This is a genomic window from Synechococcus sp. PCC 6716 (assembly GCF_022570815.1).
GTDB classification, from domain to species: Bacteria; Cyanobacteriota; Cyanobacteriia; order Thermosynechococcales; family Thermosynechococcaceae; genus Thermosynechococcus; species Thermosynechococcus lividus.
Window position 1 is genome coordinate 1 of the sequence record NZ_JAKLTU010000013.1, and the last position, 17009, is coordinate 17009.

Genomic DNA, 17009 nt, shown 5'->3' on the forward strand with positions numbered 1-17009 from the left:
AGCCAACCACCCAGGGCAAGGTAGGCACAGGGAAACAGCAGGATGCCTGACCAGCCCACAAACACAAATCTGTCGCGCTTGAGCCAGTCGTCGAGAATGTCGAACCATCCTCGCTCCGCTGGCGCACGTCCGATTGCTATTGTCATGGAATTAAATCCTCTTGCAGATATTTAGATGCCAGATTTAGAAGATGACAGTTGCTGGTATTGCTATTGTCACCCCCAAAGGGAGCGATCGCCCCAGCATCCTGTTAATTTGGCTTATAAATTAAAATCCAACCATTAACCTTGCCACAACATTATTAGGCGCTTTTACCTATTACGTATGGCAAGGGCTAGCGGTAGGCTTAGGTTCCCATCAGTGTTTACTGCGGGAGAACTATATTAACGTGATAGCGGAATTCTTACGAAATATCAAGGTGAATCGGGGGAGCTTTTTCAGCGTTCTCATAATTGATCTCCCTTGGGAAACCCCTTGATGCACTAGGCGTCTTGCTTTGGAGGATTGCTCTGTGCTTTAGCTTATCTTTAAGTTTTGTAAAGAAACCCTATCGGCACGTAGCTTACGGCGGCTGGTGTCTTATGGCAGACTAGGAAAGCACAGGCAGTGAGTCAACGGGTAATGTTCAAAACGATTCTGGTGGCACTTGATACCAGTGATTTAGCAGAGCAGGTGATGAAAGCGGTTGATCAATTGAACTTAGACCCCGATGCCCACATTATTTTAAGTCATGTGATTTCCCCTACGGAGTCTGGCTTTGGGGTGAGTGCCGATCGCCCCTCACCGAATCCGCAGATCGGCACCTATCGCAGTATTGAGCAACACTTAAAGCAGTTCCAAGGCAGGCTTCCGTGTGACTCAGAGATCGAAATTGTGACCGGAGAGCCAGTGGAGGAAATTTTACGACTGGCCAATATCTACAGTGCTGACCTGATTGTTTTAGGCAGTCGGGGCTTAACGGGAGTGCGGCGAGTGGTGCAAGGCTCCGTGAGTAGTGCGGTTGTGGCGGATGCTGCCTGCTCGGTGTTGGTGGTCAAGTCAGCAGATGTTTAGACCATGGACGACCTAACTGGGTTAACCGCTGCTGAGGTGGCTAAGCGGCAAGCACAGGGTCAGAGCAATCGACAGGTGAATGAGAATCATCGCAGCTATCGCGAGATTTTCCAAGAAAATCTTTTCACCTTTATTAATGGGGTGTTTGCCTTTATTAGTGTGATCTTACTGGGGCTAGGACGGCCAGGGGATGTCATCGCTATTGTTTTGGTGGTGTTCTTGAATGCCATTATCAGTATCGTCCAAGAAATTCGTGCCAAACGCCAACTGGATGCCATTAGCGTGTTGACTCGACCCCGGGTGAAGGTGCGGCGCGATCGCCACAATCAAGTCATTGACCCAGCGGAGGTGGTTGTGGGGGATATTGTGCTGCTGGAGCCAGGCGATCAGGTCGTGGCGGACGGCACCGTGGTAGGCAGCGGCAGCATCCACGTTGATGAATCGTTACTGACGGGCGAGTCAGACTTAATTCCGAAGCAAGCTGGCGATCGCCTCTACTCCGGCAGCTTTTGCGTGCGGGGGGCAGCAGCCTATGTGGCTGAGCAGGTGGGCAGTGCCAGTACGGCACAACAGCTTACCGCGGCTGCGAAAACCCATCACCGTAAGCTCACCCCTCTACAACAGGAAATCAACCTAATTATCCGGGTGATTCTGGCGCTCGCTATTTTTCTGTGGTTATTAGTGCTGCTATCTCTGCTAGTACGCTTAACCACCCTACCCATGAGTGTGCAAACCGCAGCGGTGGTCGCGGGCTTAGTCCCGGTTGGCTTGTACCTAACCATTACCCTCACCTATGCGTTGGGGGCCATTCGCATTTCCCGCGCAGATGTGCTGGTACAGCAAGTGAATGCCATTGAGTCCCTCAGCAGTATTGATATTCTTTGTCTGGATAAAACAGGTACCCTAACCGCCAATACCCTTGAGTTACACAGCATTCACCTGTTAGCCCATGCACCGGCCAATACCCAGCAGCAGCTAGCAACCCTAGCCGCCAGTGTGAGTGCCCCCAACCGTACCGTGACGGCTCTGTGTGAGGCCTTGGGGGGAACCCCTGCCCCCTTAGGCTGCGAAATTCCCTTTTCTTCAGCTTATAAGTGGAGTGCCGCGGCATGGGATGAGAGCGGCGCTTATATTTTAGGTGCGCCGGATGTGCTGTTAGAGGGTGCTCAGAGTTATCCTGAAATAGAGGCGTACCTGCACGAAGGCAGAGAGCAGGGGCTACGGGTTTTGTTATTCGCCCACAGCCCAGCACTCCCGCAATGGGATGCCCAAAACGACGCACCATTGCTGCCTGCCAACCTCAGCCCCTTAGCTGTGATTTGGGTGGGCGATCGCCTGCGGCCTCAGTCTAAGGAGGTGCTAGAGCGGTTTCAGGCGGCGGGGATTCGTATCAAAATTATTTCCGGCGATCATGCGGATACCGTTGTTGCTCTCGGCAAACAGGTGGGGCTAGACCCTGAGGCGATCGCGGTCTCCGGCCAAGAATTAGCGCGACTGGATGAGCCAAGCTTTGATCAGATGGCGGTTAACGCCACGGTTTTTGGGCGGATTACCCCTAATCAAAAAGCGCAACTGGTCAGCCGTTTGCGCGCACAGGGGCACCAAGTCGCCATGATTGGCGATGGGGTCAACGATGTCCTCTCTCTGAAGCAGGCCAACGTGGGTATTGCCATGGAAAGCGGCAGCGCCATTACCCGCAATGTGGCGGATATTGTGCTACTGAAGGATTCCTTTGCCGCCCTGCCGGAAGCCTTTCGCGAAGGTCAGCGCATTTACAACGGCATTCAGGATGTCACCAAGCTGTTTTTAGTGCGGGTGCTGAGTTTTAGTTTACTGTCCCTAGTCACCGTCATGGCGGGACGCGCCTTTCCGCTGCTGATTAAGCACAACACCCTGTTAACCCTGTGGGGTGTGGGGTTACCCACCTTAGCGGTCGCCTTCTGGGCCGTGCCGGGGCCGCGTCCCTACCGTTCCCTGATTCGTTCGCTCTTGCACTTTGTTGTCCCTGCTACCCTCAGCTTGGCTTTATTGGCAATTTTCGTGTACCTCGGTGTATTGGCACGAGAGCTAACTCCCCTCATGGCACTGTTCCAGAGTGGGTTTGACTCAGCCTTATTAAACCGTCAAGAGGTCATTGGCGATATTCAGCACAGCATCGCGATCGCCCGCACAGCATTGGTGACCACCCTCCTCTTGGCATCCCTTTGCTTGGTCTTGTTCCTGAAACCTCCCCATCCTGTATGGGTGGGCGGCGCCCCCTTAGTGGGGAACTGGCGCTATGTTGGTGTTGTGGTGGCTCTACTGGCGCTATTTATCGGTATGAATGTCTCCCCCCGCCTGCGATCGCTGATGGAGCTGGAGCCGATGCCGTGGCAGTTATGGGCCGGAACAGTCCTGATTGTCATCCTATGGGTGCTGATGTTGCGCACCTTCTGGCGCTACCGGCTTTTAGATCGCTTTTTAGGGGTGAGCCTAGATGGCTGCTACCCAACCTAGGCCAGCACTCACTGAAATGAGTACTAGCAGCTGGAAATTTGGGGCAGGATAGGTGCCAATGCCTTGAACCTGCTTCTCATTACGGTTTAGAATGCAAAGTGCAACAATAATAAACATTTTTTAACTTTTCCCAATCCATATAATGCGTTTAGTCAGCACAGTAGCGTCTGGTTCAAGCCTATGGCGGTGGGKACTCCCGTTGGCCATTCTGCTGACAGTGCTCGGTTGCTGGGGCGTAGCTCTACTACTGCCCTTAACGGATCCCTACGTGCAATCAGTGCGATCGCTAGTGGCGGATGTCAAGCGGGGGGAGCAAATTTATATCATGAATTGCGCAGGCTGCCACGGGCTGGAGGGAAAAGGGCAAGTCGGGCCAACCCTGATTCAAATTAGTCGGCGGCGATCGCAACCACAGCTCATTCATCAAATTGTAAGTGGTGAAACACCCCCCATGCCAAAGTTCCAAGCTCAGCCCCAAGACATGGCCGATCTGCTGAGCTATTTGAAAACTCTTTGACTTCGTTTCGCGGCATTCCCCATCTGCCCATGGGTGAGGACGTTCATCAAAAAACCTCCGAGAAACCCCCACCTCACATTAGTAGGTAGGAGTTCTTGAACGATTAGCACTATTGCTTTGTTTAAGGAAATAAGGTAGCCTGTGCTTGGCAATTTAGCAGGGGTTATGTGCCTCTATTAAGTTACCGCAGCAATCATAAACTTATTTTAAGGAACTTGGCAATGACCTCTTCTGAAGAGACTATTCCTAATTATTTAATACCAGCGATTCTTTCGACGGTTTGCTGCTGCTTACCCTTTGGTGTTGTCGCCATTATTTTTGCTGCACAGGTGAACTCCAAATTGGCCGCCGGCGATCGCGCTGGTGCCCTCGATGCATCCAACAAAGCCAAACTATTCACATGGATTGCCTTTGGGTTGGGGTTTCTGGGATCAGCAGTTTACATTATTATTACAGTGCTAGCCATTATGGCAGAGCAAAGCGGCATGTAAATGGGCTGTCAAACAACGACTGCGTCTTGATTAGATTAACCCCAGAAAAGTTAACAGCAAAAATCACAGTAGCAAGGACGTGTCTAGTTGTCCCAAATGAGAATTTGAGACAGACCGATCTATCGCAACAACGGGGGCATGCTACAACTGTGATGAGCGCTTTTCTTGAAGTTTTTTACAGAACGTTCTCTTGAGACGGCTAACTGAGTTCTCGGAGCACTAGATTATTTCTGGTTGCATAGGTTATCGTAAATAAAATTCGGTCTGAATTCCTTAACTCCCTGTTTTTACCCCCTTGGAACAGTACCTTGGATAACCCAGCCCTTTTCCCTTCTGAAGCAACCAAACGCAAGCCAGTTGTCATTTGTGTGGATGATGAACCAGCCGTATTGGAAAGTTTGCGCATTGAGCTGCGGCGAGCCTTGGGTGAAGACTGTCTCATTGAAACGGCAGAAGATGGCGAGGATGCTCTTGCTCTGATGAGCGAGCTTCAGGAAGACGATCACGAAATTGCGCTTGTGCTGTCGGACTATATCATGCCCAATATCAAAGGGGATGAATTGTTGGCACGGATGCATCAGATGTCTCCCAATACCCTAAAAATTATGCTCACCGGCCAAGCCAACCTAGAAGCTGTGGGCAATGCGCTCAAGTTAGCAAAACTCTATCGTTACATGGCAAAGCCGTGGACTCCTGAAGACTTAAAGGTAACGGTGTTAGAAGCTGTGCATAGTTACCTCCAAGATCGGAAGCTAGACGAGCAAAACTATCGCCTGCAACTCCTCAATGAGCAGCTGCGGCAGGCCAATATTGAACTAGAGCGGGTTGTGAATGAGCAAGCAGCCATTATTGCTGCCCGTACCGCAGAGCTACAAGCAGCCAATAAGGAGTTGATGCATTTATCGGTGACCGATCCCCTCACTGAGTTGCCCAATCGGCGCTATTTTGATGCTTATCTGCGCCAAGAGTGGCTTGCAGCGATTCGCGATCGCCAGCCTCTATCCCTAATTTTGGCGGATGTGGATTATTTCAAAGCCTACAATGACCACTACGGGCACCATGCCGGGGATCTGTGCCTCCAAAAAGTAGCACAAGTGTTGCAGCAGGCAGTGCAACGTCCGCGGGATTTTGTGGCTCGCTACGGCGGTGAAGAGTTTGTGATAGTGTTGCCCAATACCGACCTTGGCGAAGCAGAGCTAATTGGCCGTCAGATACAGCACACCCTTCAAGACTGTCACATTGTCCATGAACATTCGCAGGTGAGCCACTGTGTGACCCTCAGTTTCGGTGTGGCTTCCCTCATCCCCCTTGGGGTCGCTTCCCCCCTAGAGTTGTTTAATGCTGCGGATAAGGCGCTTTACGATGCCAAACGCCAAGGGCGTAACTGCATTGTTGTGAATTCAATCAATAATTCTCCTACGGTTCCTTGCTAATGCTTATGCAAACCCGTCTTCTTGGTCGCACAAACCTGCGGATCACGCCCCTGATTCTGGGCACGTGGCAAGCCGGTAAACGCTGGTGGGTCGGCATTGACGACCAAGAGTCCATCCGCACGATTCGTGCTGCGGTTGAGGCGGGGATGACCACCATTGATACCGCAGAGGTGTATGGGGATGGTCACTCGGAGCAGATCGTGGCTGCTGCGGTTGGCGATTTGCGCGATCGCTGTGTGTATGCCACTAAGGTTTTTGCCAATCATCTGCGCTACCCAGAGGTGATTGCTGCCTGTGAGCGATCGCTACGCAACCTGAACACTGACTACATTGACCTTTATCAAATTCACTGGCCCTCAGGTTCCTTTGGCACTGAAGTTGTGCCCATTAGTGAAACCATGCAAGCCATGGTGGAGCTACAGCAAGCGGGCAAAATTCGAGCAATTGGGGTATCTAACTTTTCCCGTGCCCAACTCCTTGAAGCCATGCAGTATGGCCGCATTGACAGTGTTCAACCACCTTACTCTCTCTTTTGGCGCTGGGCAGAGACGGAATTAGTGCCCTTTTGTATTGAGCACGACATTACTATCTTGGCTTACTCCGCCCTAGCCCAAGGGTTACTGACCGGGCGTTTCGGTGCCGAGCACCGCTTTGCTCCTGAGGACAACCGTGCCAAAAATCAACTGTTCCAAGGGGAAACCTATGCCCGTGCCCTTGAAGCCATTGAACTGATGAAACCCATTGCGGCCAGTCTTGGCACAACGGTCGGTAACTTAGCCTTGGCATGGCTATTGCATCAACCGCAAACCTGTGCCATTGTGGGTGCCCGCCATCCAGAGCAGGTGCTCGAAAATCTCAAGGCAGCGGAACTGAGCCTCGATCCCTCAATTCTAGAGATGCTCGATGATCTGAGCCAGCCAGTGATCGCCACCCTCGACCCCAGCAATCCGGTAATGTGGAAGTGGTAACGTCGCAAAGGCTGAGTGTCTATGGGAACTATGCTCACAGTCGGGGCGATCGCCCTGTATCTGTTTATTGCAATTCGCTTTTGGCAACGCTTTGATCGCACTTACTATAGTCAATCGCGTTTTCTGCTCAGTGCCCTGTGGTTACCTCTGTTACTCAATGCCTCTTACCGCGAAAACTTTCGTCGCGCCTTACTGAGTTAGAGTGGCCACGTGCATTTGGCTGATTGGTGGCACCAGTGACAGCCGCTGGTTGGCCAACAACCTGCTCAACGCTGGTTATACCTGCTGGGTAACCGTCACCACCGACGAGGCGTGTACCCTATACCCCCCGCATCCCCGCCTCATCTGCCATGGGGAGCGCTTAACGCCAGACACAGCTCGGCAGTTAGTTCAGCAGCAACAGGTTCAGGCAATTGTGGATGCCTCCCATCCCTTTGCCACAGCGATTTCCACCCTAGCCATGGGGCTGAGCCGGGACTTGCACCTCCCCTACCTACGATTTGAACGTCCCGATTACAGCCTTGAGCGACCCAACTGTATCGATGTCGAAACCTTGATCCAGAGCCATTCCCTTGTGGGTGAGCGGGTGCTGCTGACCATTGGCAGCCAACTCCTTGCTGCGTTTGCCCCTTTACAAAAAAGCGCCACCCTGTTTGCGCGCATTTTACCCACCCCTAATGCCCTAAACCTTGCCCTAGAAGCGGGGTTTGCGCGGCAGCAACTGGTGGCCATATTTCCACCGGTTTCGCGGGAGCTAGAGCGCGCCCTCTGGCAGCACTGGCAGATTACCACGGTTGTCACCAAAGCCTCGGGCACCGAGAGTGAACAGATCAAACAGGAACTCGCGCAAGAGCTAGGGGTCACTCTCATCACCTTGCAGCGGCCAGTGATCACCTATCCCCAGCAAACGGCGGACTGGGCGGGGGTAGTGGCCTTTCTAGAGCAGCTAACGTGATGCTCGCTCTGCCATGGGCACGTAGGTCTGCTGATGGGCACCGGTATAGATTTGGGTGGGACGGTAGATGCGATTAGTTTCCAATTGTTCTTTCCAGTGAGCTAGCCAGCCAGCCACCCGGGCGATCGCAAACACCGGCGTAAACAAATCACTGGGAATCCCGAGGCGACGATAGACCAAGCCAGAGTAAAAGTCCACATTGGGATAAATCCCCTTATAGCTCAGGTACTCGCCCACCACCTCCTCCAGCTTCAGGGCAATCTCGTAGTAGCGATCGCCACCAAACTTATCAAACAACTGCTCCGCTAACTTTTGTAAAATCGTTGCCCGCGGATCCTTCACCTTATAGACACGATGGCCAAAGCCAGCAATTTTAATTTTATTGTCCACACACTTTTGCACATAGGGACGGACATTCTCAACACTGCCAATTTCCTCAAGCATATTGATCACATCCTCATTTGCCCCCCCGTGCAACGGCCCTGCCAGCGTACCCACCGCCGATGCCACCACAGCGTATGGATCGGTGAGGGTTGAAGCCGTCACCCGCGCCGAAAAGGTTGAGGCATTCATCGTATGCTCAGCATGCAGAATTAAGCAGATGTCAAACACCCGCGCCGCAAACGGATCAGGCCGTTGCTCATTGAGCATATAGAGAAAATTAGCCGCATAATCTAGCTCATCGCAGGGCATCACCGGGTCATTTCCCTTGCGGATCAGCTGGAAAGCTGCCACCATCGTTGGGATTTTAGCTAACAGACGAATGACTGCGGCCCGGATATAGGCCGGATCATCCAGTGCTCGCCGCGAGTAAAACAGCCCTAAAGCTCCTGCTGAGGCTTGCAGCGCATCCATCGGGTGGCCACTATCTGGAAAACACTTCATCATATCGCGGATGCGGTACTTAACGCGGCGATGGTAGGTGATATCGTGCTCAAACGCCGCCAACTCCTCCTGAGTCGGCCAATACCCCCAGATCAACAGGAAAGAGGTTTCCAGAAACGTACTTTTTTCCGCCAGTTCTTCAATAGGGACACCGCGATATTCAAGAATACCCGCTTGGCCATCCACATAGCTAATAGCCGATTGGGCAACGGGAATACCGTCAAGACCGGGACTAAATTCACAAGCAACCATGCTGGGGTGTCCTTAGTGGCAACAAATCTCTATCAATTCTAGGAGACAGGGGGAAATGATGTTTGTATGTTAAGCTGCCCCCCCATTCCTCCAAACTTTTGCTAAGTTTTGCAGCGGATGAAAACGTCACTGTTACGATCGCTAGTCAGAGGCTCGTTGCCCCTGCCTACCCTCACACCAAGGACTGTCACCTATGAAACTTGCCTACTGGATGTACGCTGGGCCTGCTCACATCGGCACCCTCCGCATTGCCAGTTCATTTCAGAACGTCCATGGCATTATGCACGCCCCCCTTGGTGACGACTACTTCAACGTCATGCGATCCATGCTCGAGCGGGAGCGCGACTTTMCCCCCKTTACCGCCAGTATCGTAGATCGCCACGTCTTAGCCCGGGGCTCCCAAGAAAAAGTCGTCGATAACATTACCCGCAAAGACAGCGAAGAGCATCCTGATTTAATTGTTTTAACCCCCACCTGTACCTCCAGCATCCTTCAAGAAGACCTACAAAACTTTGTCCAGCGCGCCAGCCTGAGTACCACTGCCGATGTCATTTTGGCGGATGTTAACCACTACCGCGTCAATGAACTCCAAGCCGCCGATCGCACCCTCGATCAGATTGTTCAGTTCTATATTGAAAAAGCCCGCCGTCAGGGTACCCTCAGCACAACCAAAACCCCAACCCCCAGCGTTAATATTATTGGCCTCACCACCCTAGGCTTCCACAACCAGCACGACTGCCGCGAACTCAAACACCTCATGGCCGATTTGGGGATTCAAGTGAACCTTGTCCTGCCAGCCGGTGCCTCGGTACACGACTTAGCGCGGCTGCCTCAGGCCTGGTTTAACCTTGTGCCCTACCGAGAAATTGGCAGCCTCAGTGCCCAGTACCTTGCCAATGAATTTGGGATGCCCAGCGTCACCATCACACCGATGGGCGTGATAGAAACCGCTCGCTGCATTCGCGCCATCCAATCCGTCCTCAACGAGCAAGGGGCAGATGTCAACTATGAACCCCTGATTGAGCGCCAGACCCGTGACGTTTCCCAAGCTGCTTGGTTTTCTCGCTCCATTGACTGCCAAAATCTCACCGGCAAAAAAGCCGTCGTCTTTGGGGACAACACCCATGCGGCTGCCATGACCAAAATCCTGACCCGAGAAATGGGAATTCATGTGGTGTGGGCAGGCACCTACTGCAAGTACGATGCCGACTGGTTGCGCGCAGAAGTGACTGGCCTGTGCGACGAGGTGCTGATTACCGACGACCACACCGTTGTGGGTGATGCCATTGCCCGCGTTGAACCGGCTGCCATCTTTGGCACCCAAATGGAACGCCACGTTGGCAAACGCCTCAATATTCCCTGCGGAGTCATTGCCGCGCCCATCCATATTCAGGACTTTCCAGTGGGCTATCGTCCCTTTTTGGGGTACGAAGGCACGAATCAACTGGTGGACTTAATTTATAACTCCTTTACCCTCGGCATGGAAGACCACCTCTTAGAAATCTTTGGCGGTCACGACACCAAAGAAGTGATTCATAAAGGCTTGTCGGCAGCAACAGATTTGACTTGGACAACGGATGGCTTAGCGGAACTGAATAAAATCCCCGGATTTGTTCGCGGTAAAGTCAAGCGCAACACCGAAAAATTTGCCAGGGAGCAGGGCATCACCGAGATCACCGTGGAGGTACTCTATGCGGCCAAGGAAGCGGTTGGCGCGTAGCCTGCCCGCAAGCTAGTCTTTAGGGCGTATGTTCCCTCGGTAGTCCTGCAAAGAAGGGAGATGACCTAGCCTTGCCCTTTGTAGCAGAACAGTGTCACCATGATCGGTAATAGAACCGTAAAAGATAAGTACTATGGCCATCAAAAACTCTCCCGAAGTCCCCCGTAGCCGTTGGATTGGCAATGTACTGCTCCTACTGGGGTTTGGTTTTTTATTGATTAATCTGTTCTTCCCACAACTATTTTCACCGCGCCCTCCCCAAGTGCCCTACAGCATGTTCATCCATCAGGTACAAGAAGGGGAGGTGCAACGCGCCTACGTTAGTCAAAACGAGATTCTCTACCAGTTAAAACCCGAGGGAGACAAGCCACCCCAAGTTTTGTCCACCACACCCATCTTTGATTTAGAACTGCCAAAACTTCTAGAGTCTCAAGGGGTAGAATTTGCTGCTGCACCGCCACCAAAAAACAACTGGATTTTTAACATCTTGGGGTGGGTGATTCCACCAATTGTGTTTGTGCTAATTTTTCAGTTTTTTGCCAATCGGCAAGCGGGGGGAGGTGCCCAAGGTGTGCTCTCCATCAGCAAAAGTCGCGCCAAAGTCTATGTACAGGGGGATAACGTCAAGATTGGCTTCGACGATGTGGCAGGKGTTGAAGAGGCAAAAACAGAACTGGTGGAAATCGTTGATTTCCTCAAAAATCCCCAGCGCTACATCCAGATTGGTGCCCGGATTCCCAAGGGGGTATTGCTAGTAGGGCCACCGGGAACGGGTAAAACCCTGTTGGCTAAAGCCGTTGCGGGGGAGGCTAATGTACCCTTTTTCTCGATTTCTGGCTCTGAATTTGTGGAATTATTTGTGGGTGTGGGGTCAGCGCGGGTGCGGGATTTGTTTGAGCAGGCCAAGAAACAAGCCCCTTGTATTGTCTTCATTGATGAACTGGATGCCATTGGTAAGTCCCGCTCCAGCAGCGGTTTCTATGGTGGCAACGATGAGCGCGAGCAAACCCTCAACCAGTTACTAACGGAAATGGATGGCTTTAATGCTGCGGAGGCGACGGTCATTGTGCTGGCGGCAACGAACCGACCTGAAAGCTTAGACCCGGCGTTGCTGCGCCCGGGTCGCTTTGATCGTCAAGTACTCGTCGATCGCCCCGATCTCAGTGGCCGGGAAGCAATTCTCAAAATCCATGCCAAAAAAGTCAAATTATCCCCCAGTGTTGATCTACGGGCTATTGCCACCCGGACACCGGGCTTTGCGGGGGCAGACTTGGCCAACCTAGTGAATGAAGCTGCCTTGCTGGCGGCTCGCAATCACCGCGAATATGTTGAGCAACAGGACTTTGCTGAAGCCATTGAACGCATTGTTGCGGGCTTAGAGAAGAAAAGTCGCGTCCTCAGTGACAAAGAAAAAGAAATTGTTGCCTACCATGAAGTGGGGCATGCCTTGGTGGGCTATGTCTTGCCGGGGAGTGGTCGGGTTGAAAAAATCTCTATTGTGCCGCGGGGGATGGCAGCCTTGGGCTATACCTTACAGCTGCCGACGGAAGACCGGTTCTTACTCGACGAGAAAGAGCTTCGCGGTCAAATTGCCACACTGCTGGGGGGGCGATCGGCAGAGGAAATTATTTTTGGCAGCGTGACAACCGGGGCAGCCAACGATCTCCAACGTGCCACCGACCTCGCCGAGCGCATGGTTCGTAGCTATGGCATGAGTAAGGTATTAGGCCCCCTTGCCTTTGAAGAGCAGCGGGCCAACTTTCTTGGGGACGGGGCAATGCTGCGTACTGTCAGTGAGGAAACAGCCCGAGCCATTGACCGGGAAGTCAAAGATATTGTGGAAACGGCTCATCAGCAGGCTCTAGAGATCCTAAAGGCAAACCGCGATCTCCTAGAACGAATTGCTAAGGTACTCCTTGAAAAAGAGGTTGTTGAGGGGGCAGAACTCCACGAGCTACTCGCAGAGGTCAAAAACCCGGTTGCAGCCTAAGGGCGGGGAGCATCAGGTGACGCTGAAACCATCCTACTGGCCTTATCAGGGTATTTTTCAATGGTCAAATAAAAAACTCGCCCCTTGTGAATCGCGTCAAATTAGCTTAGGGTGGGTAAGCGTAGCGATATGAGTATGCATAAATACCTAATTCGCTCTCCTAGAGCATTGCCGCTGCATAGTCTCTGGTCTGGCTCGATACCATCTTGTAGTCATTCCCTGCTGCTGGCAGGGCTAACGTTGGAGTTGTCGAGGAATGAACCGTGCCACCGCTCCCTGTATTCCTCTAATGAGGGGTAAGACCAAGATTGAACTAAACCAACAGGAGACAGTATGAAAACATTAGCACGCTTGGGCGTTTTGGCAGGGCTGATGAGTAGTTTGTGGCTGGCACCAGCCATGGGCGGTTACCACGTGGCCACTGCCTTGCCCGAAGAACAAGTGCTGCGGATTTTAAATAATGTTCCCGTTTTCATGATTACCAACGATAAAGGGGAACCCCTCACCTTTGAGATTCCTAATCCTCAGGATCAAAGTAAAAAAGTTCAGGTGTTTACTTTCTTTATTAATCAACAGGATGCTCAAACGGCACTCAATACCATCAAGACCCAGCAACCGGACGTGGGTCGTGTCGCGCGAGTTTCAGCAGCAGCGCTCAGTGGCGCTCTGAAAATTGCGATTGAAAGCCAAAAGAACCCTGCGGTCGGGGTGGATATTATTCCCTCCAGTCAGCAACTTCAAGCCGCTGTGGATATGCTCAAAAAAAGTGGTGATCTGGTCGAGCGGGATGGGCGTATTCTCACCAAAAATGGGCAGCCGTTTACTGGGGGAACACCGTTATTCTTTTTAGCCGATACCAAGACTGGCAACCCAATTGCAGTGGAAGCTCAGGTGCGGGAAAATGGCCAAACCCGCACGCAGCGGTTTATCCCCTTTTACTTTGATAACGCTCAACTGCAACGAGAGGTGGATCAAGCCCGACAGCAACGCCCCGAGCTTGCGCGGGATACGGGCATTCGGGTGATTATGTTAGATAATCTGGTCTCGACCATGCTCTCGAGTAATGATCCGGTGGCGGGGCAAATTCAACTGATTCAAACCCCTGATGCGATCCAGTTTGCGGTGCAACAGCAAGGGGGCAGTAACCAAGCAGGAAATCGCTAGGACAAGCTCATGCCCTTGCCGCGCTTTTGGCTAGGTTGTATTGGTTGCGTCCTTTTGGTCAGTCTGCTGTGGGGGTGTGCATTGCCCCAGGTGCGGGCTGAAGATCGGCTCTTTTTGAATGTTACTGTTGAGTATCGTGGCGAACTTAGCCTGCCTGCGGGTACGCTCGTTGAGGGCACTGTGGTGGGGGGGATATCAGGGTTGACCTATAACCCCCAGCAACAGCAGTTTTATGCCATTAGCGACGATCGCCAGCAGCCACGCTTTTATGGGCTGGCGCTCTCCTTGCCGTCAGCGGTTTCTACCCACGAGGGAGCCATTGAGCCAAAGTTCGTGACCTTTTTGACGCAGGCCAACGGTGATCTGTATCCTGCCAATACGGCGGATACGGAGGGGATTGGCCTTACCCCTGACGGTCGTCTGATGATCAGTAGTGAAGGGGTGACTGCCACGAGCAGTTTGCCGTGGATTAAGGAGTTTGTCCTAAACGGTCAGCAAGAGCGGGCGTTACCGATTCCGGCCTATTATTTACCAGAGGAGACAGGGCAAAAGGGCATTCGTAATAATCTTGGTTTTGAGGCACTCACCCTCTCCCCGACGGGCGATCGCCTCTTTGTCGGGGTCGAGTCTGCCCTTAGCCAAGACCTTCGCCCCAATCAGCCAATCTATTGTCGGCTGCTGCACTATTTGCGGGGGGATGTGCTGCCAGTGCTGTTAGCGGAGCATGTGTACCCCCTTGATCCGGCTCCAGCGGGGTCAATTGCCAATGGCTTGGTGGAGCTGCTGGCACTGGATAATGGTGGCCATTTTCTCAGCTTGGAGCGCACCTACAGCCCCCAGAATGGCTATGGCATCAAACTCTTTGAAATGTCCCTTGCGGGAGCCACCGATACCCTCGGCATGGCCATATTGCCTGTAGATTTACCATCGCTGCAGCCGGTGCGCAAACGCTTGATCCTGGACTTGACGACCTTGGGAATACCATTAACCAATCTTGAAGGGATGGCCTTAGGATATCCCTTTGCCGATGGATCGCGATCGCTATGGATCATTGGCGACAATAATTTTGATGCTCAGATTCCTACCCAAGTATTGGTATTTCGAGTGCAATTTTGAAAAGCCATTTGAACACCGAGGCAGCAGTTTCCTGTGGCTGTTAATTCAGCTCAAGTTGAACAATTGTAACGTTTGCGCCCACTCCCTGAGAGCGATCGCTAGAATTAGAAGTAATTTTTGGTGTTTTCCATTTAGGGGCTGCCTGATACCCAAACGACGTGCGGTCGCGGGTAGCGATGCCTGACCTAGGGTAGCCTGAAATCCCGTATTGGTTACGCTTTTGGTGTCTCATGTGGTAACGAGGGGTTGGAATTATGCTACGTTTTATGAGTCTTCACTGGTCTAAACTCAGTGCTTTAGGCATTCTTTACTGTGTTTTGGCCGCTGGCCTAGGGTATCTTACGAACATGCAACTTGATGCTATGCAAGATCAAGCAATGGCCTTGCAATTGACCCACAGCCTGAACACCCTCGAGTAACAGCCCGATCCAAGCTGTGGGGGCTACGGTTGCTTTCAAGACGCTTTGGCTTGCAGTGTTAAATCCTCAGTTAAGCCAATTTCCCGTTTGAGCAACTCCACGGATCGTGGATCAATGTAACTCTCACAGCAGATCAGGCGTGGAATACGAATCAAATCATTCCGGGCCGCAGCAATGGCTTCCTTGACGCGATCCCCGCTGGCGCGATCGCTAATGATCGTATGCGCACGGTGGACAAGGGCATTCAATTTATAGCTATCGTTGACTTGGGCAGTGACCAGCAGTAGCTCTTCACCGCGAAGGCTATGAATCATCACCTCCGCCACGCCGAGGGTGCCGGAACTGAGGCTGACCAAGCCAAGGCAGGATCCCTTGGGTAATTGCCGCACCACCTCAAGCTCCCGCTGATAGCTATAGATGTCAATGAAGAACACGCGCACATCCTTGTCGCGGGTAATGGCTTCCGTCATGCTGGCAAAATAGCGAACGGTAACTAGGGTTGCGGTATTCTCCGGTTGCAATGCCGTATCCAGTTCCTCTAGAAACACTAACTCCACAGGGATAGGCAACAGTTGTTGTAGCTCCTGCACAATTAACTCCCCTGCCCCTTGGTCATGGCGGGGGACGGTGACAATAACCCGCACTCCCGCTTTCTGGCGGGCATCAATTTCTGCTAAGAATAGCTCCCGAATTTGGCCGAGGGAGTAGCCCATGCCCAGAAGCGTGTCCATACTTTCTTGGACAATGCGGTGAACGGGCACCACTGCGGGTCGCCGCTGCCGGGGGCGGGTTTCTTCTTGGCCAAGGGCGCGCACATAAATGCCGGAACCCACTTGGGGAACAACCAGACCGGCGGCTTCAAGGCGTTCATAGACCTTGCTGATCGTATTACGGTGCAACCCGGTTTGCATGGCTAATTGTCGCGTGCTGGGCAGACGATACCCCGGCGGAAACTGGCGAGCGGCGATCGCAAAACTAATTTGGTTAAAAAGTTGGGTTGACGCAGGAATTTCGCTATCTGGTTGGATGTGGAATTGAATCATAATCTCCCTTCCGCCGTTCAAGAACTGTCCTACGAGGATACGCACCCCGTGCTAGAGCTATGCCAGATGCAAAACCTACCCCTAATGGCTGCATAAACCGTCACAATCGATAAGTAATTTTACCGCACGTTCTGCCGCTTGCCGTGGAGACTGGCCCATGCCAACCAGTCCTGCCAGCCCTCGCAACAAGCACAAAAAAAAGAGGCCATTGCTGACCCCTCAAGACACTTTGACCGCTGAAAATTGGGAGAGAGTTAAGGTCTAGAGCAGACCCCAGAAATGAAGCACGCCTTGTTTGGTGATCAATTCTGTTAAAAGGGCAGCCACAAAGCCAATCATGGCAAGGCGGCCATTCCAAATTTCGGATTGGGGCGTAAACCCAAACACCCATGCATTGCGATCCTCTGACTTGATGGTTTTGGTATCTTCCATGGTTTTGACTCCTGATCGAACCCTGTAGTCCTAATGTAACAATTCTTTACCGATTGTGCAATATCTCTTAATATA

At 52.3% G+C, this 17009-nt stretch carries 16 protein-coding genes and 1 pseudogene; 13 read left to right on the plus strand and 4 right to left on the minus strand.

All coding sequences use genetic code 11. From position 1 onward, the window contains the following. A pseudogene (locus tag L5220_RS07875) lies at positions 1-146 on the minus strand (photosystem II D2 protein (photosystem q(a) protein)); the annotation flags it as partial. Positions 147-621: 475 nt separating this feature from the next. On the opposite strand from L5220_RS07875, the gene L5220_RS07880 reads away from it, so the two are divergent. From L5220_RS07880 to L5220_RS07915, 8 genes are all read left to right on the plus strand, one after another. After that, entirely contained in the window at positions 622-1053 is a 432-nt protein-coding gene (locus tag L5220_RS07880; protein WP_448524397.1) for a universal stress protein, read from the plus strand. A gap of 3 nt (positions 1054-1056) precedes the next feature. Continuing rightward, complete coding sequence (locus L5220_RS07885; RefSeq protein WP_499572810.1) at positions 1057-3549, plus strand: HAD-IC family P-type ATPase; 2493 nt, start codon at positions 1057-1059, stop codon at positions 3547-3549. A 199-nt stretch (positions 3550-3748) separates the two neighbouring features. After that, positions 3749-4066: a c-type cytochrome gene (locus tag L5220_RS07890; RefSeq protein ID WP_448514854.1), complete on the plus strand. Its 318-nt coding sequence runs from the start codon at positions 3749-3751 to the stop codon at positions 4064-4066. A gap of 221 nt (positions 4067-4287) precedes the next feature. Beyond that, complete coding sequence (locus L5220_RS07895; RefSeq protein WP_448514855.1) at positions 4288-4557, plus strand: CD225/dispanin family protein; 270 nt, start codon at positions 4288-4290, stop codon at positions 4555-4557. A gap of 308 nt (positions 4558-4865) precedes the next feature. Further along, positions 4866-5990 carry a GGDEF domain-containing response regulator gene (locus L5220_RS07900; protein ID WP_448527200.1) on the plus strand — a complete coding sequence of 375 codons (1125 nt, stop codon included), beginning with the start codon at positions 4866-4868 and terminating at the stop codon, positions 5988-5990. Positions 5991-5995: 5 nt separating this feature from the next. Then, a complete protein-coding gene (locus L5220_RS07905; RefSeq protein WP_448514858.1) occupies positions 5996-6958 on the plus strand; it encodes an aldo/keto reductase in 963 nt (320 codons plus the stop codon). A gap of 21 nt (positions 6959-6979) precedes the next feature. After that, complete coding sequence (locus L5220_RS07910) at positions 6980-7159, plus strand: hypothetical protein (protein ID WP_099799582.1); 180 nt, start codon at positions 6980-6982, stop codon at positions 7157-7159. Position 7160: 1 nt separating this feature from the next. Further along, positions 7161-7913: a cobalt-precorrin-6A reductase gene (locus tag L5220_RS07915; RefSeq protein WP_499572814.1), complete on the plus strand. Its 753-nt coding sequence runs from the start codon at positions 7161-7163 to the stop codon at positions 7911-7913. Here the strand turns inward: L5220_RS07915 and L5220_RS07920 are convergent. Then, positions 7905-9050, minus strand: coding sequence for a citrate synthase (locus L5220_RS07920; RefSeq protein ID WP_448514860.1), 1146 nt, complete (start codon positions 9048-9050; stop codon positions 7905-7907). The genes L5220_RS07915 and L5220_RS07920 overlap by 9 nt on opposite strands. A gap of 193 nt (positions 9051-9243) precedes the next feature. On the opposite strand from L5220_RS07920, the gene bchB reads away from it, so the two are divergent. From bchB to L5220_RS07945, 5 genes are all read left to right on the plus strand, one after another. Beyond that, entirely contained in the window at positions 9244-10770 is a 1527-nt protein-coding gene (bchB, locus tag L5220_RS07925) for a ferredoxin:protochlorophyllide reductase (ATP-dependent) subunit B (RefSeq protein ID WP_499572816.1), read from the plus strand. Positions 10771-10903: 133 nt separating this feature from the next. After that, a complete protein-coding gene (gene ftsH4, locus L5220_RS07930) occupies positions 10904-12760 on the plus strand; it encodes an ATP-dependent zinc metalloprotease FtsH4 (protein ID WP_448514862.1) in 1857 nt (618 codons plus the stop codon). A 333-nt stretch (positions 12761-13093) separates the two neighbouring features. Continuing rightward, entirely contained in the window at positions 13094-13924 is an 831-nt protein-coding gene (locus L5220_RS07935; protein WP_499572819.1) for a Tic22 family protein, read from the plus strand. Between the two features lie 9 nt (positions 13925-13933). After that, positions 13934-15040: an esterase-like activity of phytase family protein gene (locus tag L5220_RS07940; protein WP_499572821.1), complete on the plus strand. Its 1107-nt coding sequence runs from the start codon at positions 13934-13936 to the stop codon at positions 15038-15040. 266 nt (positions 15041-15306) lie between these two features. Continuing rightward, complete coding sequence (locus tag L5220_RS07945; protein ID WP_499572823.1) at positions 15307-15459, plus strand: hypothetical protein; 153 nt, start codon at positions 15307-15309, stop codon at positions 15457-15459. A 35-nt stretch (positions 15460-15494) separates the two neighbouring features. On the opposite strand, the gene L5220_RS07950 is transcribed toward L5220_RS07945, so the two are convergent. Both L5220_RS07950 and L5220_RS07955 read right to left on the minus strand, forming a co-directional pair. Further along, positions 15495-16502, minus strand: a complete 1008-nt coding sequence (locus L5220_RS07950) for a GntR family transcriptional regulator (protein WP_198406038.1) — start codon at positions 16500-16502, stop codon at positions 15495-15497. Positions 16503-16763: 261 nt separating this feature from the next. After that, complete coding sequence (locus tag L5220_RS07955; protein WP_499572825.1) at positions 16764-16934, minus strand: CAB/ELIP/HLIP family chlorophyll-binding protein; 171 nt, start codon at positions 16932-16934, stop codon at positions 16764-16766. Between the last annotated feature and the right edge of the window lie 75 nt (positions 16935-17009).

Coding starts and splice junctions, on each gene's coding strand:
- L5220_RS07880 (WP_448524397.1), top strand. CDS start 622: ATGTTCAAAACGATTCTGGTGGCACTTGATACCAGTGATTTAGCAGAG.
- L5220_RS07955 (WP_499572825.1), bottom strand. CDS start 16,934: ATGGAAGATACCAAAACCATCAAGTCAGAGGATCGCAATGCATGGGTG.
- L5220_RS07920 (WP_448514860.1), bottom strand. CDS start 9,050: ATGGTTGCTTGTGAATTTAGTCCCGGTCTTGACGGTATTCCCGTTGCC.
- L5220_RS07885 (WP_499572810.1), top strand. CDS start 1,057: ATGGACGACCTAACTGGGTTAACCGCTGCTGAGGTGGCTAAGCGGCAA.
- L5220_RS07950 (WP_198406038.1), bottom strand. CDS start 16,502: ATGATTCAATTCCACATCCAACCAGATAGCGAAATTCCTGCGTCAACC.
- L5220_RS07940 (WP_499572821.1), top strand. CDS start 13,934: ATGCCCTTGCCGCGCTTTTGGCTAGGTTGTATTGGTTGCGTCCTTTTG.
- L5220_RS07945 (WP_499572823.1), top strand. CDS start 15,307: ATGAGTCTTCACTGGTCTAAACTCAGTGCTTTAGGCATTCTTTACTGT.
- L5220_RS07910 (WP_099799582.1), top strand. CDS start 6,980: ATGGGAACTATGCTCACAGTCGGGGCGATCGCCCTGTATCTGTTTATT.
- L5220_RS07905 (WP_448514858.1), top strand. CDS start 5,996: ATGCAAACCCGTCTTCTTGGTCGCACAAACCTGCGGATCACGCCCCTG.
- L5220_RS07895 (WP_448514855.1), top strand. CDS start 4,288: ATGACCTCTTCTGAAGAGACTATTCCTAATTATTTAATACCAGCGATT.
- L5220_RS07935 (WP_499572819.1), top strand. CDS start 13,094: ATGAAAACATTAGCACGCTTGGGCGTTTTGGCAGGGCTGATGAGTAGT.